This window comes from Mediterraneibacter agrestimuris (genome assembly GCF_943193195.1).
In the GTDB taxonomy this organism is placed as follows: Bacteria; Bacillota; Clostridia; order Lachnospirales; family Lachnospiraceae; genus Schaedlerella; species Schaedlerella agrestimuris.
In genome coordinates this window covers 1-2,558 of record NZ_CALPDG010000100.1, presented here as the reverse complement: position 1 = coordinate 2,558, position 2,558 = coordinate 1, and the positions used below count along the sequence as shown (strand labels likewise).

Annotated in this window: 1 protein-coding gene and 2 pseudogenes; all 3 read right to left on the bottom strand. The window is 39.4% G+C overall.

What is annotated here, in order from left to right:
* Positions 1-118: 118 nt before the first annotated feature.
* A pseudogene (locus NFS18_RS19890) lies at positions 119-769 on the bottom strand (relaxase/mobilization nuclease domain-containing protein); the annotation flags it as partial.
* Positions 721-1,059: pseudogene (locus tag NFS18_RS19150) on the bottom strand (plasmid mobilization protein); the annotation flags it as partial. The pseudogenes NFS18_RS19890 and NFS18_RS19150, both read right to left, overlap by 49 nt.
* A gap of 695 nt (positions 1,060-1,754) precedes the next feature.
* Positions 1,755-2,474 (bottom strand): LytR/AlgR family response regulator transcription factor, encoded by a 720-nt coding sequence (locus tag NFS18_RS19145; RefSeq protein ID WP_251393154.1) that lies wholly within the window; start codon positions 2,472-2,474, stop codon positions 1,755-1,757.
* Positions 2,475-2,558: the final 84 nt, after the last annotated feature.

Below are 2,558 nucleotides of genomic sequence, written 5' to 3'. Positions count from 1 at the left end.
AAGGCCATGGCATAGAGAACCATGACCTTTTTCTTTGGAATATTTCTGCTATCTTTGCTGGATTTTTATCATGATATCTTGTGACATTTACGAAATTAGGAGGTTTGTCAACAGCTCGATTTTCTCCAAAGGTTTTGCCTTTTATCTCATAGCCTTTCGCCCGCATCAGGAGCAGAAATTCTTCATAAGCAGAGGATGATTTTATGGCAGCGTTGATGTCTTTTCTTATCTGTGTTTTCCATGCGGTACTGTTCTTGTCCGCCTGTCATTCATTGTATTTTTTTCCACGGCATTTATGTCGTTGATCCCCACCGGGGATAATGACGGAAAGGTTATGCTCGCTGCACAGTTCGTCACTTAATTTTCGTATGTAGTAATAGCTTTGCTTACAGTCATGGTATTTGTTGTGTCCCATGTTGTCGGCGGCACAGAAAATGATGTGGTTATGGACATGACCTTTATCAATATGTATGGTGACAACATAAGAATATTTCCCCTCTAAAACTTTGTCCGCAAGCTCCTTTCCAATCTGGTGCGCTTCCTCAAAACTGATCTCACCGGGAGCGAAAGCCTGTATCAGATGATAGGCTTTATTGGGGCTGTTTTCCCGGCAGTGGTCTAAGGTATATTTAAAGTCAATCGCTGTGGTTTCCGGCGCACAGGAATAGGAAGAAATGTAGATGCTTTCGTCCGTTTTATCCGGGTTGCATATGTAGTCTGCCGCTTTATCAACGGTTGCTGTGATAGCATGGATTTTTGTGACTGCCATACCTGTTTCATCAACTCCTTTACTTCGTCCATATCTTCCTGATAGACGTGGTTTGTTCTGTTAATCCGTTTCGCAATCTGATTTAAGCTGGAGCTGATCCGTCCAAGTTCTGTATTGTATTCTCGCAAAAAACTGTAATCCACGTCATAGACATATCCGTATAGAATCAGCTTCCGTATAAAAGCGGATTTGCTTTTCATACCGGACAGCTTAAACTTCTCGTCAAGGATATACTGCTCCTTGTCATCTAAGTGAAATTCATTCCGGTTGGTGCGTGTTCTGTTTGCCATTTCTGCATCGTCCTTTCTAAATTTGGTGATAAAGGTCAAGGACTGGCAGAGAAAAAGAGGAAAAGAAATCAAAGAGGGTTAGGGATGCTGCCCTATGGAAATTTCATCATACGGACGGTAGGGAAGTATGGGGAATTTCGCCTATGTGTCCGTACATAGGCAGTGCTTGTTATTCTTGTATTGAGAAAAATGGAGAGTTACAGTATAATGTTATCTGGATATTTATACGTTGAGGTAACAACTATGCTGCATATAGCGATATGTGATGACGAACAGGATTTTGTTCATCATTTGAAAACACTGTTAAATCAGTATGCTGACGAGATTGGATAGGAAATAAAGATAACAGTTTATTACGATGGGCTGGGACTAATTGAAAAATATGATACGATGATTGATCTGGTCTTTCTGGACATTCAGATGGAGAGTGTAGATGGATTGAAAATGTAATTCATCTGGAGCATCGGACAAATACTATGATGATGCCCCAATGCAGACAAGAAATTTAACCTAATCTTATGTAAAGGCATATTCGGAAATGCTGATTACTCCTTCAACGGCGAGAAAGGAGAATATAAATGTTACGGCTTACCCCTCCAGTCCGGCAAAAAACACATGCACAATCAATTAAGGAACAGCATGAAAAGATTTATGGGGTATGATGAAGAATTTGCCTATTATGGAACGGCGTTTTTTCAGAATACTTTCATCATACGTGTGGATATCAGGCATGATTCTCCGTTGGTAAAATAGATGATTCTGTTTTTAGTATCTATTTCATTTATGTTATTTTTGTTTACAAGAAATGACCGATGGCAGCGCACAAAGTTATCGTCTAATTTGCCTGTTAGTTCTTTTATGGTGCCGGAAAATTCAATTTGACGGTCTTTGGCATGGAGAATGACTTTGTGGATGTTACTGGAAGTTTCAAAAAAGAAAATATCATCATAATCTACGCCGATTTTTCGTCCGCCGATTTCAATCGTATAAACCTTATGCGTCTTGTTGGTATGGAGTGTATAGCGTTCCATTGCCTTTAACAGACATTCTCTGATTTTTACTTTCGCTTCGGTAGGATTATCTTTTAATACAAAGTCCATTGCCTCTACCCGATATTGAAAGGTCATGTAGCTTAGTTCAGAATGTGCGGTTATAAATATGATGAAACCACGGGGATCAAACAATCTGATTTGTTGTGCCAGTTTCATTCCGTTCATATTGCTGTTCAGGTCTATATCAAGGAAATAAATGCCTGTGTTCTGGCTGGTCTTGACCTTTTCAAGCAGTACATAAGGGTCTTCTGCATCTAATACAATCTGCATATCCAGTTCTTCTATCAGCACGGTATCTTGAATGATTTGCACGATAGTCCGTCTCTGTGCGGTATTATCTTCACATACAAAAATATTCAGCATATTATGTCACTCCTCGTATAATAAGTTTGTAAGCAAGAAAAACAGCTTACAGACTTATTCTTTTTTGATTAGACAGAAGGATGA

What these genes read in the sequence shown, in the direction of transcription:
- NFS18_RS19145 (WP_251393154.1), bottom strand. Translation starts at nt 2,474, where the DNA reads ATGCTGAATATTTTTGTATGTGAAGATAATACCGCACAGAGACGGACT.